This is a genomic window from Enterobacter sp. CRENT-193 (assembly GCF_002787395.1).
In the GTDB taxonomy this organism is placed as follows: Bacteria; Pseudomonadota; Gammaproteobacteria; order Enterobacterales; family Enterobacteriaceae; genus Enterobacter; species Enterobacter hormaechei_C.
The window spans coordinates 120981-136069 of sequence record NZ_CP024813.1; the positions used below are offsets into that span (position 1 = coordinate 120981).

The window sequence follows — 15089 nt, forward strand, 5'->3', positions numbered from 1 at the left end:
AACCTGTAAAACGGAAAGGCTCATTGAAGCCGTATATTTTCTGGAGGTTCATCAGGCGCGGAACTCATCAAGGCGCGGGAATAAAATCCCATTCAGACGCCGGATAGATTCAAGCAAGCCAACTTGTCGTCAAAATCGGTGTTGCAAAAACGGGAGTGACCATAGATTCCGTTTTCTGAGACGACCCCGATCAGTATTACGTTATCCCACTCCAGCCCCTTGGAACCATGCAGTGTGGAAAGGATGAAGGGATCGCAGTCAGTAGCAGCCTCGCCTGGATTCAAGATAAGGTTTAAAAACGTGCGGGAATCGATCTTACTGGAGTCAAGTAGCTCCCCGATCCTCACGACCCCTCGTTGCTGGTCGTTCGATCCAGTGCGAGTTACACCCTCAGAGCCAACACTATCAATGAAACCCTCCATACTCAGGCGTCGTAACACATCGATAGCAGGCGTTTCCTCTCCGTCTTTCTGGCAGATAGTGGCGAGCCTGCCCAGCCGATCTTTTTGGTATTGTGCGCCCTCGAATAACTGACCTAGAGCAGACCATAGGTCGGCGTGCGGAGCCATCAATCCACTGAGCGCCGCTTTGAATTGCCCTTTCTGCCATCTAAAACCAGCCTCCTTCAGAAAGCCGTAAACAATCGCTTGTTTGTTGGGATGGTTTTCCAGTAGCCGCAGATCGCCGTACACAGACAGCAAGACGCCAACTACCAGTATCCCGATTTCGGTGCGGGTGTGTAATGCGCTTGAACCATTGAGGTAGCGATAAGGTAGCCCACACAGGCGTAAAGCAATTTCCGCCTCAGCAAGGTTCGCCTTAGTGCGGGACAATATGGCTTGTGTTCCACTGCTCACCGAGAGGTTTGATAGCACCTTGGATAGGCAGTTATCAAAGTGCAATCTGACCTCTGTTTTGGGGGTGCTAGGATGACTGACACAAAGCTTGGTCAGCTTTGTAGAGTTGCGCCGAATTACCGAGTTAGCCATCAAGGAAAGCTCATGGCCAAATCTGAACGTGCATGACAGTTGAAACACCTTCGTATTCGGGTAGTGCCTTTCAAACAGTCCGCCGATAAAGTCTGGTCGAGCACCACGCCACTCATAAATACACTGGTTAACATCACCAACAGCCATAACCGACGTATCCGACTTAGATAGCAAGCGGGTCATGTCATGCTGTATCAGGTTAACGTCCTGATATTCATCAACAATGATGTGCTTGAAGTGGGCACCAAGGCTGCTGTCATTACGCAACAGTGCGACAGCCTCAATCAAACAGTCATCAAAGGTTCGCAGACTGTTTTCCTCCAGCAGCTCACAATAGCGGCCATAGGCGTGAATAAACTCCCGTTTGATGTTGCTGAACGTTGGATCATTGGCAGCATCAACAGGAGTTACGGCCGCCGCCCGGCAGCGAGCAATAAACAGCTCGAAGTTTTCAATTTCATTGGGGTCAATATAATTCGCCTCATGGTCAAAGCCATAGCGGTAGGCTTGCTTTACCAGTTGCTCATAGCGGTAGTCGCTTGGAGTAATGAGGTCTTTCTTATTGATAATCTGTTGGCGTTCTCCGTAACCAACAATCTTTAAGGCCAAGCTGTGGAACGTGCGGATTTCTGGAATCACGCTCGACATCAGTGCCGTCTTCAAGTTCTCCGTGAAGCTCACCTGCGCCGACTTGTTGTACATCAGGATCAGAATGGAGCGAGGATCAGTTCCCGTCTTGACCAGCCGCTCAACGCGCTTTACAAGTGTGGTTGTTTTCCCGCTACCAGGTACGGCTTTTACCAACGCATGTCCGGTGTCATGGCTGACAATACTTTTCTGCTCCCAAGTCAGTCTTTTGGTCATGCCTTAACCTTGTAATTGGCGCACTGACGGGCCTCGGTGTAGGGAACGATCTTTGCCTTACTGTGACATTGCAGATAGCCATCCTCCCATCGGCCTGCTTGCTCGCACATAATGCAGTTGGGAAATAGTGAATGAGGATCGGCGTGACGGATAAAAGCTCGTAAGTTATCAGCCAGCTCAGCGGCCCCTAACGATCTAGGCCATGTGTTCACGTCAGAATTGATTGTTAAATCCACTTCAGCGAGCGGCATCGTTTGTTCGTTGAGTCGGCCGGAACCACTTAAACTCCAGACAGACATATCCACGTTACCTACTGAGCAGACGCCGCTACAGGTGTCCACAGATTGAAACGGGGGAAGCCAGTTGAATACTCTCAGGATCTTCTCCTTGATCGAGTAGGCCCCGGTAAGCAACATCTGAATATCAGAGGCAGATTGGACCTTAAACTCAAGAATCGGGATACCGGCTTCGATCTTGTCTTGAGAGCAGGGGTGTGTGACACAAATCTCTACGTAGCAACGCCTTTCGCCAGTCGTATCATACAACATCACGTCTGGTCGCAGCCCTGTGACCTTATCGTGTTTTTCCAGCTCTGCCTGATCGAAAAATTGAGTCAAGTTGTAGCGTGCAGGCACGGATTTTACGCACTGACGTGCTTCGTCTCTAACCAAGGCTAAACGAGAACCATTACAGGCAACCCGGCGCTCCAGCTCAAGGCTAATAGGCATTTCACGGCTGAGAGCTTGTTGGTAGCGATAGAAGAATGCTTCTTTGCCGCACTTGTGAAGATAGGTTTCAAGGGCACAGCATTCTTCCGAATGGCGAAAGTGCTTAGCGTTGAACTCGCCCATTACCGGGGTCAGGGGGCTCTTACAACCTGGGCAGGTGTAAGTATGTGAGCGCAGGGCAGCGCCAATGTGCGTGAGGGTGCCCTCGCCGTCTAGCGCGTAAGCGTATTGTATTGAGCTGGATTGAGTTGTCATGACTGCGTATCCTCCCAAAAAAATCCAGCTAAGAACAGACCTTACGGCAGGCAAATGGTAAGTAGTGCTTCTTGAAGCAGTCGAGTGTACAGCGGCTCAGTGAAAAAGCTAATCGCCCGCTCAACAACCTAGTGATACTGGTGCAGATTCGACAATGAGTTAATGCCCGGAGAGCATCTGCAAGACTTCTAGCTGGAAGGCATTCCAACCAGCCCTCGCTTCTGAAAAGCCGTCAGGAAACGGTAAAATCCAACCAAGTGAGCAACTTCACTTGATCAAAGATCTAAGGCTAGAATGATGGAATTCCAACCTTAGTTTGCAAATAGCCTAAACATATAACTTCCTCTGAGGATTTAAAAGAATTCTCAGATGTCTTGAAAGCTACTTTTTAAACTTTCTCATTCTGAGAAGCATATTTAATTTTGCTGCGTCTGCTCGTGCTGCTGCTACAGAAAGGGCTTTATGCAGTGAAACTACCACGACAAACAAACAGAACATCGACCAGAATCCATCCATTTCGTTTACCTAATCGTTGAGGTTTTTATTCGGGATATCTGGCTAAATAGGACTACACAGATACCCAGTTAAACCCCCCGCTTACATAACACTCCGGTTCCTCACCAGACGTTTTATTCTATCGCGGTCTGTGGTTATCAGAAGCTGCATAAACCGGTTATTTAGTCCGTTACGCGAAAATTATTGAGGATCCGGGCTGTTAAACTGTTCTTCCTCTTTCGCTTCCGGAGAAAAGGGGAGGTGTCACCCTGCGGCCGGGTAGTGAAAGGGATTTGACGTAATTCAGGCGAAGGGCGAACAAGACCGCAAAGGACGCCCGGGCGACCGGATACCTGCCGGGTTGTGCGAAGTAAAAACCGGAAGCAGTGATAACACAAACAGGCCCCTACAGCGTAAGGATTGTGATGGACGATAAAGAGCAATTTACGAATCTTGTGGCAAAGCATGCCTCCGGACTCACCGAAGAGCAGCTGGCCGGTTACGATGCCTGTTCCCTGGATGGTGAATGCGTCACGCCTTCATACGAGGTTTTCCGGGGGTATCGTACCCGCCATACCCTGGATGAATTTCTGGAGATGGCCATATCGCTGAATGCCATCCACCCGGATGAATATTTAACGGATATGCTGCTTAAGCCTCATGAGGTGATCGGCGCTCTGGCCGATGAAGGCGACCAGCTGAACAACGCCACCCCGGTTTATTTCTTCCCGGATACCGGCGTCTATGCAGCGGCCGTCAGTGAAACCCGGGTGCTCGATGCCTGGCTTTGCTGGCCATGCTACCCGGCGAACTGGTAACGCGGCCGTTGGAATTGCACCGGCAGGATACGAATTTAACCGACCCCGTGGCGGGAAGGTTATCACAATTGCATGTCCTCATCCCTCAAGCCCCCTGCCAGGCCCTAACGTGCTGTCAGGCTTCGCCTGATTCCCGATCTGCGCCGGTACTTCAGCCGATAACTTTTTGTTTTCTTTTTATTTTCTCCCCATTTCCTCAAAGTTCGCGGGCGGCGTGGACAGGGCACCATTGCCGCATGTGGGGTCTTAATAAGGGCAGGGTGGTCAGGTTTGCTCGATGCCGGGGGTAGGCCCTACCCTTTATGGGATGAGGACATGCAATTCACTAAATTAATCGACAGCACCGGTGGTGACTTATCTGTAACGGGTCAGTTTTGATACGGGGAATGTTTCAGGGTTAAGATCTGGAATCATAAAAATATACGCTCCCGTTCAGGACATACGACTTGAAATGGATAATGCCATTAAAGGAATTCCAGCCTTTCGTCGATAACAGTTTCTGACCATCGCCATAACCATGTCATGGAGGAGACTAACCGTGTTTCAGAGGTGAGCTGGTGCCTGGCAAAACATACAAACTCAAATATCAGGAAGCGAGTTTAGTTGTTTATAACATGCAGCCGTGTAACTGATTAGGTACCGGCAAAAGGAGGAAATAATGTTTGAAAACTACGTTTGTAAAATCTATGTAAGCAATGATCCTCATTTTAGTAGCCATCTCGAAGCAACTGCGTTTGGTTTCGATAATGGTCAGCAGCAAAAGATTCTCACCGCAGCCCATGTTGTTACCAATGCTCTTGGAAAAATTTATCCCGTCAGCAATACACTTAAACTTTACGTCAAATTTCTTAACCATCAAGGACTGGTGAACGAAGAGCCTGTTCTAGTCGATTTCATTCTCAATGAGGCTAATGACAGGGCAGACTTTAAAGACGGCATTCCGTTTGTTGACAGTGCAGAAATCGTATTACCAGCTGGAATACAACAGCCTGTAAGTAGTTACTTTAAGGTCCTGGCTCCCGCAGCTGGCATGGGTACATTGGGTGTCGGATATCCAATGAATGAGACAACAATTTCGACATTCCCTGGTGAAGTTTCAGGCATTTGGCCTTTAAATTGCTCAAATCATTCTCCCCAACATCTCACAACTCGCTTTGTAATAGCACATTTCAACACCGATGGTTGCTCTGGTGGACCCTATGTCGTCTCCGAGAATGACGAGCATTTTGTCATTGGAAGTCTGGTTGGAATAATGTCTGGAACCTGCCCAGATTCAAATCCACACATGTCTGTTCAGTCCGCTACTGATTTTTAGCAAAGTCAGTTCCAAAATGACGCTGGCACGATAGTTATTTTGGGTCTGCCCGATATGGCGTCTGCCCTTACTAACAGCAACAGCATTGAAACTGACAAACATGAACTCGAAAGTGCCACAATAGTAAGTCATGATTTCTTCATCACTTTTATGGTGCTCTTTTTCACCTATCACACAGCAAGTTATGAATACGAGGCCTGTAATGGACGCTACCGAAACTGAAGAGCTCGAAAAAATTCGCAAGAAGGCAATGGATGAAGTTACAAGTGCTCTTCAGGCGCTTGAAAATAAGTTCCCGGGTATTACTGAGGGCGCAGCAGCTTTGGCGGGGTCAGGCGTAGGCGCAGCGGCTTCCTTCGGTGCTCTCTATACGCTTGGTACAACGGGAGTGTCAGCAGCAGGCATAACCTCCGGGCTCGCTACAGCAGGGTCTATCGTCGGTGGCGGTATGGTTGCAGGCATTGCGGTATTGGCCGCACCTGTAGCTGTGTTAGGGATTGGCGGGTACGCGATAGTGAAACACAAAAAAAAATGCGAAACTGACAGCCGCCCTTAGTCAGGCCATCCAAAAGCTCTACGAAGTTCAGGAAAGGTTGATGTCGAATGCGGAATATTTTAAGGCAGAAATTGCTGGCATCAAGGCAACAATCGACATGCTTACTAAGAAAGCTCCAAAAGGTAGCCTGGTCGCGGTGAGGTAAACACATGAGTCAGTCTCCTTATGATGATGAGTTCAGGGCCATCCGTTATATTCAGCTCCGTGGTCAGGATATCGCGAACGCTCACGAGACAATTAACAGTGATATAGAGAGCCTTAAGGCACAGTTGACCGGGCTAATCAGCGGCACTGAACTTGATGAAGCGGAGCATCTGGCGCTTAAAGAACATCATCTGCGAGAAATGACCCCTTCAGATACTGCCATGCATTCTACTGGTCTCAAGACTATATATAGCGAGGCTAACCAGCGTGTATGCGGTGATATTGGACTGGCCACAATACTCTCCACGGATGACTTGGCTGTTGTAGATGCCCGGATCCAGAATCATATTAAAGAATTTAATGATCGCTACGCACTCGACGCCTGGGATTATGCTATTGCCTGCGGATGCGGGCTCATAGCATCCATGCTGGATTTACTTTGCGTCAGAGCCCCGCCAAAACCTACGGTGAGCTTTACGGCAGAAGTGGATGGTATTTTCAATAAACAGGTGCAGAAAGCCTTCAATGCCATTTTGCCGGAGGACCTGAGTACAAAACTCTCAGATTTGTTCCCTATAGGGGCACCAGACAGTTCGATCAGCAGCGATTTAGTGGGTGCGGCCGGTGGCGTTTTGTCTCCCACAAATCACCGCTTAAGAGCTTTGTCACACGATCCCGTACTGGGCATTATTTTCGGTATAAAGGATATGCTGAACGGGACCTGTACGGTGGTTCAGAATGGACAGATCGTGGTTTATCCTTCCAGTAAAGGCGTTACAGACGAAACCAATATTTTCAGGCTCATCGCCAGAATGTTTGGACACCTGGCATCGGATGTTAATGCCCCCTCAGCAAAAGGAAACCGTGGCATGGGGTTACCGGCTCCTTTTATGGGGCTACTTCGTATGCTTGAGGGGATCCCTGTGGGGAGTTCTAACTTCGGCAAACAAATAGAGTACATGTATGTCAACGGGTATGACTTTCGTCAGTTTATCGTGACAAGTATTCCGATGAGCATAATGGAAGTTTTGATGCGGGTTTTCTATGTGGCGAAACAGGTATCGCTGGGAAAAGGAGCTTTTGGGGAGACCTTACTGGATACCATGCCGTTGCGGCTAAATCCACGCTTCCGGATGATGCTTGCCCTGGGTTATGGAACTTCCAGTGCTGTTAACGCAGGTAAAATGTATATCACCGGCAATATTCTCAATGCGAATTACGCCTCCTGGATGGGGTTGGCCTGGAATGGTTTTCACTCACTCAAGTGGTCCCTTTATCAGCGACACTTAAAGCTTTGGGCCGGTATTGAAAAGGCAGAACTGGAACGGCTTCAGAACAATATAGACAGCATCGAGGCATTGACCATCAGAGCAGGAAACTTGCCAGTCAAGTAACATTCACCGGAGCACCTCCGGAACCCCATAGCCCACCAGCTGCTAAAAATGTCTGCCTTTGCTTTTAATACTCTCTCTGCCTCCTCCCCGAGGCAGAGAGTAGCTCGTAGTTATTTATACAGCTCACAACAGGGCCATAAGATACTCCGCTTCTCGTTTACCGATGATCCTGATCTGTCAGCTCTCTTACCGGATGCTGTACGAGCGTAACGGCTTATTATTGATAGTTCTCTCATATCAAACCTCATAAAGATTTATGCTGCCACTTAGTAACAGCCTAAAGGTTGTACTCTCTATTTAACAGCTTTTAGGCTGTTAATTTGATATTACAGCTTTTAGGGTGTATGTTTAGAAAACAGCGTACAAGGTGTATCAGAGGAACTACTGAGGCCAGCTTATGATCAATAATGATTACCCGTTAAACACGCTCAACCAGTTGCGTCCCTTGCTCATTGGTTTTCGCAAGGCGAATGGCCTGACGCAAAAAGACCTGTCCGAAAGGTTAGGGGTCACTCAACAGACATACTCACGTCTGGAAGCCAACCCTGCCAGTGCGAGCATTGAACGGCTATTCAAGGTGTTTTCTATCCTGGGCGTAAAAATCAGCTTCTCCTCGACAACCGCCTCTTCAGAGGGGAAGCAGACGGAAGAAATGCTTAAATCAAACTCACCTGCACGACAGGAGAAATGGTAACGATATGAGCCGGAAACAGCAGCGTCTGGCAATCTGGATGAACGGAATCAAAGTCGGATACTGGGAAAAAAGTAAAGGGGTAGACAGCTTACAATACCTTCCTGACTGGAGTGCAGACGAACAGGGAAGGCCGCTGTCATTGTCCCTTCCTTTTACTCCCGGGAACCAGGTCTGGCGTGGAAATGTGGTACGTGACTATTTTGATAATTTACTCCCGGACAGCGAAGGCATACGCAGACGTCTGGCAATGCGTTACAAGGCCGATAGCCTGGAGCCTTTTGATCTTCTGACGGAGCTGGGAAAAGACTGCGTGGGCGCGATACAGCTGCTTCATGACGGAGATGAACCCACAGATTTATATTCCGTGAAGTATCACCCGCTTACTGAATCAGAAATTGCGGCAACTTTGCGTAATACCACGGAGACATTGCTACCGGGCAGGCCAGAAGATAACGACGACTTACGTTTATCTATTGCCGGTGCTCAGGAGAAAACAGCCCTACTGTGGCATGAAGATCGGTGGTGTATGCCGGAGGGTAATACACCAACGACGCATATATTCAAGCTACCGCTCGGACTTGTGGGGAACATGAAAGCCGACATGCGCTCGTCGGTTGAAAATGAATGGCTCTGCTCGGTACTTCTCGAACAGTACGGGCTCCCCGTGGCAAGAACGCAGATTGCTCACTTTGAAGATCAGAAAGCGCTGGTGGTAGAACGTTTTGACCGAAAATGGTCAGGAAACGGACAATGGATCATTCGTTTACCCCAGGAGGATATGTGTCAGGCCCTGGGCATTTCGCCATTACGAAAATATCAGGCGGACGGCGGGCCAGGTATATCGGAAATTATGGAAGTTCTGAGTAATTCAGACCGTGCTGAGCGTGACAAAGCGCAGTTTTTTATGACGCAGATAGTTTTCTGGATGATGGCCGCAACAGATGGCCACGCTAAAAATTTCAGTATTTCTATTGGGCCACAGGGACGTTATCACCTTACACCACTCTATGATGTGTTGTCGGCATGGCCGGTGATCGGTCATGGGAACAATCAGATATCCTGGCAGAAGTGCAAACTGGCGATGGCCGTACGTGGCAGTAGCAACTATTACCAGATATATCGAATACAACGACGCCACTGGATCAGGCATGGTGAGATAACCGGCCTGAGTAAACAGCAGACAGAGGCGATGATAGAGGAAATCATCGCCAGAACCCCGGGTGTCATTGAACGTGTTAGCGGGCTTCTTCCGGACCAGTTCCCCCAGCAGCTTGCGGAAAGTATTTTTGATGGAATGAGGCAGCAATGCAGGCGCCTGGCTGAGAAATGACAGCCGCAATTTATAGTGTGCATGTTTTCAGAATAGCTGATGTAAGCGTGAGGATTCAGTATGACTGAAGAACAAAAAAGAATAGAGCGGGCTATTGAGTTGGCTTGTCGTTACGGCGGAACCGATGAAATGCATCATCTGCAATGGGTCGTGGATCAGATGGTAAGAGAACTTGCTGGAGAACGTTATGCACAGATTGTAGCAGATGCCACCAGCGGAGAAGATGGGCCTGATACTTACAAATGGAGTGTTGGGATCGCGCCTTAGCATCTGTCAGTCTGGGGATGAAAACGTACTTAACATCCAGCGAATTCCCAGACTTCACATTAAGACTAGAGTAACGGCCGCAATCACGTGAGAGAAAAAAATGGCAATTTTAGCAATCATTGCAGTTATCGCCCTGGGTGGGTACGCCTGCGGGTTTATTAAAGCCCGTGAGCTGAGCGCTTTGCGTAAAGAAATGAAACTATACGTGGATCGCATGGAAGCGGCGGAGCTGGACTTACACGCAATCAGAAGTGTAGCGGAGCACCGGTTGCACGGTGCAGGTAAACAGTTTGCCGACCTTTACAGCCGTATCGACGGTGCAACTGTGACGCTGACACCCGAAGATCAGCTGTTACTGGCAACGATGCCATTTAATATTCAGGATGTAGAAGACATCGTAAACGAGCGCGGTCCAAAGACAATTAGCGGCCGTCCATTCTGGGAAGTTGAGCCAGGCCCGCATGACTATGAATATGGCCCGCAATATCCGTATTTCCCAGACCAGCGCTAGGAAGAGATCAAGATGAGAGAGCCAAGACCCCGCCATACCTTGCAGGTCATTCGAGTGCCTTCTCTGGAGGTTCAGGATCTGGGGCTGACCAGCTTTGATAGCTGGCTTGACGAGAACGGTTATGACAAAACGAATGCCAGAAATAACCGTACCATCTGGGCGAGAGAAGGCGGATGGCATCTGAAACGTTGCAGAAATCTGGAAACTGGCACGGACGATTTCTGGTTTATCGCTTTCGATGGTAAAGGCGGAAAGATATACCCGCTGAAAACCCAAAGAGACTACCGGGCTGCATATCGTAAGCTGGAAGCAGAAGGTTATGCACCTGCGGTCATCGAGCAAATGACCACAGGCGCAGCATATAACCTGGCCTATCCACGTTCCACCCTAAAACAAGCTGAGACGGCCACCAGCGAACCAAAGCGGAAACCTGACGTAGATATCCAGGGTGAGCACTGCGAGCGCGTAGTGACGCAACGTAGTGGCGTGGCACAGGGTAAATTTAAAGCTCTGCTCATCGAGAATTTCGCGGGCCGTTGTGCGGTAACCGGTTGGGTTAATGGCGGTGTCCTGGATGCGGCACACATTGAACATGGAACCCGGTACAATCCGTCTAATGGCATCCTGATGACTCCAACAATGCATGCTCTGTTTGATGCCGATCTTATGGGCATAGATCCGGCCACCCTGACCGTTCATTTTAAGCCAGGCATTGAGCTGGGCGAGCTGTTTGAAGGCCGTAAAATCACACCGCTGGTGTACGATCTGGACTTAGAGCGGCTGGCCGTACGCTGGGCAGGATACCAGGGCCTGGCTCATGAACAATGATGGGTTACAGCCGGGATGTGTGAAAACCCGTCAGTGAAACCTGCATGCGCCATACCTTTAAATTTAAACTCAAGAGCCAGGCTCAAGATAAAACCGAAATGAAAAGGTAAAATCCGGTGCACCAGATCTCTTAGGTTTAATACCTGAGCCGGTATACTGGCAGGCGCAGGCATGTGGGTATTATCCAGTCCATACATCTCCACACAGTGTTAACCGCAACATTTAAAGTTCAATAAGGACGGTTTCAATTTTATGTATAAAACAGCATTAGTGATGATTATCGGGATCCTCGGATGCAGTAAAGCATTTGCAGCCACTGAATTACAGCTCCAGCAAAAACGCGTTATGCAGTTCTGTGCCAACGCCAGTCTTCCATTGTTAGTTGCGGGTACAACGTACGCGAATACGTCTGACAACGGGCGACCAGAAAAAGAAAGATTGGCAATCCTGAAAAATTCAGTTGCAAGCTCGACAGCTTATAAAATGGCATCTCCCGGAGTTCAGATTGCCATGATGAGCGTGGTGGAAGATATTGCCGATCCGAAAGAATTAGCTCTACATCAAAAAGAAGTTAGACGTCTTGGGGCTAGTTATCTTTCCGACAGCGGTGTTTCATGGGCTTCAAAAACTGTTTCACCATTTACAGCCTGGTGTAACTTTAACCGTTTAGAAAGTTAAGGCTGGCAAGGCGGTTCCTGTTCAGGAAAGTTACTTTCCGTGCGGGGACCGTAAGATACAGATAAAGCTTAAGGCCTTTGAATTTCTGGAAAGCATTTGAAAATTTCATTGCGCTTGTCTGATATGAAACAGCCCCTGCATTTCTGCAAAGGCTGAAAGAGTGTGTACGGACTTTGGAAGGAGTGATGATATACGCCTGAGCCATCCCATCACCGCAGACAGGGTAATTAACCCTGACTAAAGCTTTCACCTATTCCGTCGCTCGCAAGCGGCTTTCGCACACTAACGAAGGTATGGCCTTTCGTCGGTGTTAAATTTTTCAAACTTTGCTTACTTTGTCAAGGAAGGTGACCGCAGTAGTAGGCACAACTACTTTAATCTGTATGAATAATAAGGTAGAACCGGCCAGTGAATGAATGCTTTCCCTGAAATCAGGCGGACAACCTTCAGGAATATTGATAGCAAGACTGAATCTCTCGCTGCGGCGATAAACATTTCGCCATAACCCTGAACGAGAGTGGTTCATCCATCATATACAGGAGCGTTACATGCGCAAATTTAAGTACATAATCTGTCACCAGTGCGAAGGCCACGGGACCATGGAAAACCCGGCCTTTGAAAATGGATTCACCCAATCAGAAATGGCTGAGTGGGAGCCAGAAATGCGTGAAAAGTATTTTGCCGGAGCATTTGATGTTCGCTGTGACGTTTGTGCCGGTGACGGTAAGCTCAGCGTACCAAACGTAGCGGCTATGTCTTTTTCAGAACGACGGGTTCTGGCAGCACGGCGGCGTGATGAGCGTCTTCAGGCTGCTGATGAACGGCTGTCCCGCCAGGAACGAGCAATGGGGTACTGAGGTGTTACAGCAAAGATGAAAATGACGAAGCCAAAACCGGTAAGCCGGATGAAAAGACCGTTTATTAGTGAGCTTGCAGAGCTGGGTTTATCGGGTGAAATTCTTTCAATTCGAACTGACGGCATGCAGGGGACGCTCATACCCGATCTTACCGCAGGGGTGAGTGAAGCAGGCCGTGTGAAAACCGGCAACTGGGTAATCTCTGACAAGAGAACCTTCGACCATGTCGTTCTGTGTGTTGAAAGACAAGATGAGAACCATGATGTGTACGTAGGTAAATTCATCCAGTTACATGTAGCCGCTAATAAGAGCCTTAAGATCGTCGAAATGGGCGATGTGAAACTGGTGGCCATAACCAGCTCGATTCCTACCACTTTTAATGGTGGGATAAAGAGATACAAAGGGGTTACGTATGTGTCACTTTCCCAAACAGCTCAAACCACTATCGACTTCCCGAAGCGTATCTACAAAGAGGGCCAGGAATGTACTTCTGTCACCAGTCCTGACCAAGGTCCTTTCGCCCGGGATGTTAGGTTGAATTGCTACGGGCGATGTGTTGTCACCGGCGTAAGGTCCCCCTGGCGTACTGAGGCCGCGCACTTAACGCCACGTCATGAAGAAGGCATTCCCGACGTAACGAACGGAATTTTACTTCGCCGTGATATCCATACACTGTTCGACAATGACCATTGCGCCATAAACCCTGACACTATGAAAATTTACTTCAGCCGGGAGGCCCGGGAGTTGGATGATGATCTCCTGAAATGGCATGGGAATGAGATAGAGACGACACGCATGCAGGTTCCGGTTAACATCGAAAACCTTCGGATACGATGGCAAAAATTTAAGGCTAAGGATCGTCAGCGTAAATAAAGCCATAAGCTGAACCACGGCGAGGATTAGTCTTGTTCACTAAATGACAGCGAGAGATTAAATGCAAACCCAAAAAGATATTACAGTTGGCCAGATCTGGGAAGAAGTGGATCCAAGACTGATCCGGAAAGTGCGAGTTGTTGAGGTGGCCTCGTTAGAAGGGCCCAAAGGCATCCTAATCGAAAACGTGGAGTCTGGTCGTAAGAACTGGGCGTCGTCATCCCGCTTTAATGGAAAGCGTGGAGGGTATCGTCTTATTTCCTGAAGGTTTTGCCAATATGGGAAACTGAAGAGGTTGAAACCATCCCGGTGAGGGAGCATATCTGGTAAAGAAGAGTCTTTAAAAAGGTTTTACGCGACCTGGGATAATAAACGGGAAAACGATACCCAAAAAAAGAATACAGCGATGATAACGATAAGGAATGGTAAGGGCTTCAATATTTTGAGAAATGACCTGGCTTCCTTTGCATCTGCATTTCTAATCAAACTGTCCACATAGGGATCACAGCTCTTAGGTTCTGAATTTTTCATATGTTCTGTACCTGAAATTGATTCCGTATGAGAAAAGGCCACCGAAGTGGCCTCTATCAAAACTGGTGGCAAAAGTTAGATCAGGAAATCATCAAGACTTTTACCGGCTGCAATTTGTTCTGCCAGAGCTTTGGGGGTACGGCCCTGTCCAGTCCACGTTTTTGTTTCGCCATTTTCATCAGTAAATGAGTATTTGGCCGGGCGTGGTTCACGGCTTTTCTTGGTAGCCGTAGATTTGGCCTGGAATGAGCCAAGCAGCTCTTCCGGGTTGATACCATCTTCTTCCATTAACTTACGCAGGGCGTCAAGTTTCTCCTGACGAGCTTGCAGTTCGGCAGCTTTGGATGATTCTTCCTGACGACGCTCATCAACAATGACATTAAGCTTTTCGAGGATTTCCTCAAGTACTTCTAAAGGCAGCTCGCGGCCCTGGGCGCGAAGAGTACGAATATTGTTTAACGATTTGAGTGCTTCAGACATACGACCTCACTTTCTAATTCTTTGATAAGGATTTACTTAATCATAATACACTCTATAAGGAAAAAGATGCCAGCTTTATGTCTTCAGGTACAAAGATATCTTGCTAAGAATACTCCTTATCTTCCTTGTGCAGACTGTTTCGTGCTTTCGATGTTGTTCATGAGTCTTAAAATCTGCTCACTGTTTAGGGTACTCATGCTGTAAATCATCAAGAAGGAAGCGCAGAACAACATAAGCAATCGGAAAAGGAAACCATGCCAGTGACAGGCCATATATGGCGGAGATAAACATAGGGTAATTTAACTCACTTACAAAATTCGCTTCATTGTATTGTTGAATCGAAATGGCAGAAGCAAAAATTATAATTAAAGTAAGAAAAATCCACTCTAGCCATCTCTTTTTATAACAAGCATAAGCGAAAGCTGTAGGGTAAAAAATAAAGCAAAAAATTCCAGCTGCAATTACGTTCATAAAAGTAACTT

Annotated in this window: 16 protein-coding genes; 12 read left to right on the plus strand and 4 right to left on the minus strand. The window is 48.1% G+C overall.

Annotation, left to right across the window (positions count from 1 at the left end; translation table 11 throughout):
* Positions 1–92: 92 nt before the first annotated feature.
* Together CU081_RS24695 and CU081_RS24700 are read right to left on the minus strand one after the other, a co-directional pair.
* Entirely contained in the window at positions 93–1853 is a 1761-nt protein-coding gene (locus CU081_RS24695; protein ID WP_231532146.1) for an ATP-dependent helicase, read from the minus strand.
* Positions 1850–2836 (minus strand): hypothetical protein, encoded by a 987-nt coding sequence (locus tag CU081_RS24700; protein WP_000211823.1) that lies wholly within the window; start codon positions 2834–2836, stop codon positions 1850–1852. Before CU081_RS24700 ends, CU081_RS24695 begins: the two co-directional genes overlap by 4 nt.
* Before the next feature lie 920 nt (positions 2837–3756).
* Between CU081_RS24700 and CU081_RS24705 the strand changes: the two genes are divergently transcribed.
* From CU081_RS24705 to CU081_RS24765, 12 genes are all read left to right on the plus strand, one after another.
* On the plus strand, positions 3757–4149 hold the full coding sequence (locus CU081_RS24705) for a hypothetical protein (RefSeq protein WP_000341066.1): 393 nt from the start codon (positions 3757–3759) through the stop codon (positions 4147–4149).
* 658 nt (positions 4150–4807) lie between these two features.
* Positions 4808–5464 (plus strand): trypsin-like serine protease, encoded by a 657-nt coding sequence (locus tag CU081_RS24715; protein WP_000462754.1) that lies wholly within the window; start codon positions 4808–4810, stop codon positions 5462–5464.
* Between the two features lie 202 nt (positions 5465–5666).
* Positions 5667–6020 carry a hypothetical protein gene (locus CU081_RS24720; protein ID WP_232623490.1) on the plus strand — a complete coding sequence of 118 codons (354 nt, stop codon included), beginning with the start codon at positions 5667–5669 and terminating at the stop codon, positions 6018–6020.
* Between the two features lie 149 nt (positions 6021–6169).
* The gene (locus tag CU081_RS24725; RefSeq protein WP_000083579.1) at positions 6170–7558 is read left to right on the plus strand and encodes a hypothetical protein; all 1389 of its coding nucleotides are present in this window, start codon (positions 6170–6172) and stop codon (positions 7556–7558) included.
* 400 nt (positions 7559–7958) lie between these two features.
* The gene (locus CU081_RS24730; RefSeq protein WP_012477377.1) at positions 7959–8252 is read left to right on the plus strand and encodes a helix-turn-helix transcriptional regulator; all 294 of its coding nucleotides are present in this window, start codon (positions 7959–7961) and stop codon (positions 8250–8252) included.
* Positions 8253–8256: 4 nt separating this feature from the next.
* Positions 8257–9582, plus strand: coding sequence for a type II toxin-antitoxin system HipA family toxin (locus CU081_RS24735; protein ID WP_000088044.1), 1326 nt, complete (start codon positions 8257–8259; stop codon positions 9580–9582).
* Between the two features lie 60 nt (positions 9583–9642).
* Entirely contained in the window at positions 9643–9849 is a 207-nt protein-coding gene (locus CU081_RS24740; RefSeq protein ID WP_000134171.1) for a hypothetical protein, read from the plus strand.
* 100 nt (positions 9850–9949) lie between these two features.
* Positions 9950–10360 carry a hypothetical protein gene (locus tag CU081_RS24745; protein ID WP_000985909.1) on the plus strand — a complete coding sequence of 137 codons (411 nt, stop codon included), beginning with the start codon at positions 9950–9952 and terminating at the stop codon, positions 10358–10360.
* Between the two features lie 12 nt (positions 10361–10372).
* The gene (locus tag CU081_RS24750; protein WP_001641519.1) at positions 10373–11188 is read left to right on the plus strand and encodes an HNH endonuclease signature motif containing protein; all 816 of its coding nucleotides are present in this window, start codon (positions 10373–10375) and stop codon (positions 11186–11188) included.
* 252 nt (positions 11189–11440) lie between these two features.
* Positions 11441–11866 carry a hypothetical protein gene (locus tag CU081_RS24755; protein WP_000278471.1) on the plus strand — a complete coding sequence of 142 codons (426 nt, stop codon included), beginning with the start codon at positions 11441–11443 and terminating at the stop codon, positions 11864–11866.
* Between the two features lie 548 nt (positions 11867–12414).
* The gene (locus tag CU081_RS24760) at positions 12415–12723 is read left to right on the plus strand and encodes a hypothetical protein (protein WP_001224686.1); all 309 of its coding nucleotides are present in this window, start codon (positions 12415–12417) and stop codon (positions 12721–12723) included.
* A gap of 15 nt (positions 12724–12738) precedes the next feature.
* Positions 12739–13596: an HNH endonuclease signature motif containing protein gene (locus CU081_RS24765; RefSeq protein WP_000784387.1), complete on the plus strand. Its 858-nt coding sequence runs from the start codon at positions 12739–12741 to the stop codon at positions 13594–13596.
* Between the two features lie 606 nt (positions 13597–14202).
* On the opposite strand, the gene CU081_RS24775 is transcribed toward CU081_RS24765, so the two are convergent.
* The gene (locus CU081_RS24775) at positions 14203–14607 is read right to left on the minus strand and encodes an H-NS family histone-like protein (protein WP_001287391.1); all 405 of its coding nucleotides are present in this window, start codon (positions 14605–14607) and stop codon (positions 14203–14205) included.
* Between the two features lie 177 nt (positions 14608–14784).
* Positions 14785–15078: a hypothetical protein gene (locus CU081_RS24780; protein ID WP_001100635.1), complete on the minus strand. Its 294-nt coding sequence runs from the start codon at positions 15076–15078 to the stop codon at positions 14785–14787.
* Positions 15079–15089: the final 11 nt, after the last annotated feature.

Excerpts from the sequence above, each read along its gene's own strand:
- CU081_RS24695 (WP_231532146.1), bottom strand. The coding sequence starts at position 1,853 with ATGACCAAAAGACTGACTTGGGAGCAGAAAAGTATTGTCAGCCATGAC.
- CU081_RS24700 (WP_000211823.1), bottom strand. The coding sequence starts at position 2,836 with ATGACAACTCAATCCAGCTCAATACAATACGCTTACGCGCTAGACGGC.
- CU081_RS24705 (WP_000341066.1), top strand. The coding sequence starts at position 3,757 with ATGGACGATAAAGAGCAATTTACGAATCTTGTGGCAAAGCATGCCTCC.
- CU081_RS24715 (WP_000462754.1), top strand. The coding sequence starts at position 4,808 with ATGTTTGAAAACTACGTTTGTAAAATCTATGTAAGCAATGATCCTCAT.
- CU081_RS24720 (WP_232623490.1), top strand. The coding sequence starts at position 5,667 with ATGGACGCTACCGAAACTGAAGAGCTCGAAAAAATTCGCAAGAAGGCA.
- CU081_RS24725 (WP_000083579.1), top strand. The coding sequence starts at position 6,170 with ATGAGTCAGTCTCCTTATGATGATGAGTTCAGGGCCATCCGTTATATT.
- CU081_RS24735 (WP_000088044.1), top strand. The coding sequence starts at position 8,257 with ATGAGCCGGAAACAGCAGCGTCTGGCAATCTGGATGAACGGAATCAAA.
- CU081_RS24740 (WP_000134171.1), top strand. The coding sequence starts at position 9,643 with ATGACTGAAGAACAAAAAAGAATAGAGCGGGCTATTGAGTTGGCTTGT.
- CU081_RS24745 (WP_000985909.1), top strand. The coding sequence starts at position 9,950 with ATGGCAATTTTAGCAATCATTGCAGTTATCGCCCTGGGTGGGTACGCC.
- CU081_RS24750 (WP_001641519.1), top strand. The coding sequence starts at position 10,373 with ATGAGAGAGCCAAGACCCCGCCATACCTTGCAGGTCATTCGAGTGCCT.
- CU081_RS24755 (WP_000278471.1), top strand. The coding sequence starts at position 11,441 with ATGTATAAAACAGCATTAGTGATGATTATCGGGATCCTCGGATGCAGT.
- CU081_RS24760 (WP_001224686.1), top strand. The coding sequence starts at position 12,415 with ATGCGCAAATTTAAGTACATAATCTGTCACCAGTGCGAAGGCCACGGG.
- CU081_RS24765 (WP_000784387.1), top strand. The coding sequence starts at position 12,739 with ATGAAAATGACGAAGCCAAAACCGGTAAGCCGGATGAAAAGACCGTTT.
- CU081_RS24775 (WP_001287391.1), bottom strand. The coding sequence starts at position 14,607 with ATGTCTGAAGCACTCAAATCGTTAAACAATATTCGTACTCTTCGCGCC.
- CU081_RS24780 (WP_001100635.1), bottom strand. The coding sequence starts at position 15,078 with ATGAACGTAATTGCAGCTGGAATTTTTTGCTTTATTTTTTACCCTACA.